Source organism: Streptomyces sp. NPDC033229, assembly GCF_055576875.1.
The window spans coordinates 1-1,939 of record NZ_JBVIQR010000180.1; the positions used below are offsets into that span (position 1 = coordinate 1).

Here is a 1,939-nt window from a genome sequence, read left to right on the forward strand (position 1 = left end):
ATCCACCACCCTGTGCGTACCGCATACCTGTCGACGTACCGCAAGGATCAAGACCTGTCAGCACCTATGACAACACGAGTTCAGCCTCAGTAAGGGCTCGCAGAGAATCAACATGCTGACTTGATCTCCGTGGGCATGTTGTTCGTGAGGAACGCGGTGACGTCGGCGGGTGTGCGAAACCTGGCTGTCGAGGGCGGGACGGTGCAGCCGTACTCGGCGAGGAGGGGCTGGACTTGCTGAACGGCTCTAGTGATGGTGCTGCCGTTGACGCCGAGGAGCTGGGCGATCAGGTCTCGGGGGCCGAGTTTACGCAGGTAGAGAACGGTGGGGGAGGACTCGGTCGGCGGTGGTCAGCTTGTCCTTGGCGCCGGCTCCGCGAGCCCGGATGCGGTCTCCTCCTCGCTGCTGGGACCGCCCGCGTTCACGTAGCTCATCGAGTTTCGGGGACAGCTGGTCGACGAGTTCGTCCAGTCCCAGTTCGGTCATGTCCGTCAGTTCCGCATAGCGCAGACCGCGAGCGCAGGGTTGAGGCGGCAGGCCCTCGGCTGACCGCGGGTCCTCGGCCGCGCCGACCGTGTCGCGGTGTTGTGGGTGGAGCGTGTAGTTCCAGTCGCCGTGGAAGCGGTGCCGGTGCATGGGCAGGGCGTTGATGTCTGAGTCAGTGACCTTGATGCCGGTGTCGTAGGTGCCCGGGTCGAGTTCCGCGTGGACTGTCAGCCCGGTGTGGGTAGTGGTTGCCTTGATGCTGTTCACGATGACGTCGTGGCTGGTCAAAGGTCTGCCCTGCCAGTTCATGGAGATGTGGGAGAACAGCCGGTGCTCGATCTTGTTCCACTTCGAGGTGCCCGGCGGCATGTGGCAGACCGTGATCTCCAGGCCCGTCTCGGCGGCCAGGGCGGCGAGTTCGGTTTTCCAGGCGCGGGTGTGGTAGCCGTTGGAGCCGCCGGCGTCCGCGGTGATCAGCAGCCGGGTGGCCTGAGGGTAATCGTGGCCGGCGCGGGCCTGCCACCAGTGGCGGATGGAGGCGACGGCGAAGGCTGCGGTGTCGTGGTCGGTGCCGACGCTGACCCAGCCGGTGTTCGCGGCGACGTCGAGATCCTGTACGGGATCGCCCTGCCCGGTCCCTGCCGGTCCAGGAAGTCATGGGTCTTGACCTGGCCGGAGCCCCCTTCGGCTCCCACTCACGGCCCCTGTTCTTGTAGGGGCCGACCAGTTCCTTCTTCTTGGTGTCCACGCTGATCACCGGGTCGCCGGCAGCGATGTGCTCCTTGGCCCGATCGTTGATGTAGTGGAACTGGGCATCCCGGCCGGGATGCTGGGCGCCCTCGAGGGCCTTGGCGTTGGCCTGGAGGCTGAATCCCTCTTCCCGCAGCAGGTCGGCGACGGTATCCGCCGAGATGCAGTGGCCCTGCCTGGTGAGCTGGTCGGCGAGTCTGCGGGTGGACTTCGTCGTCCATCGCAGTGGCGGCAACGGATCCCCACGCATGTCGGGCTCGACCAGCGCCAACAGCGCGGGCCGCAGTTCTGGATCCACCTCGGCTGCCCGCTTGCGCCCGCCGCCGGGACGGCGGACCCGGCCCAGCGGTTCCGCCCCCGCCTCCAACTCGTCCACGCCCTTACGGACTGTGGTCTCGCCGACCTGGGCGGCTCGGGCGACCGCCCGGATCCCGCCGTGTCCCAGGATCCTGGCCTCAGCCCCCATCAGCAGACGTCGCTGCCGCTCGCCCAGATGAGAGAACAACTCCACGAACTTCAGAACGAGTTGACCACGGACCTCGCCGGATATGCGCATATCACACCAACGAGCCGAACCGCGGGAAGCAACACCCTGATTCTCTGCGAGCCCTAAGCTTGGCGTTTGTGCAGACCGGTTGTTCGTGGCGCGCTCTGCGGTGGTTGGTTTGTCCCGTTTGCCGACGGGGTGCTCGCACGCACGGTG

At 66.3% G+C, this 1,939-nt stretch carries 1 pseudogene; it reads right to left on the reverse strand.

Annotated features, from left to right (window positions below):
* Positions 1 to 107: 107 nt before the first annotated feature.
* Positions 108 to 1,792: pseudogene (locus tag ACZ53N_RS37210) on the reverse strand (ISAzo13 family transposase).
* Between the last annotated feature and the right edge of the window lie 147 nt (positions 1,793 to 1,939).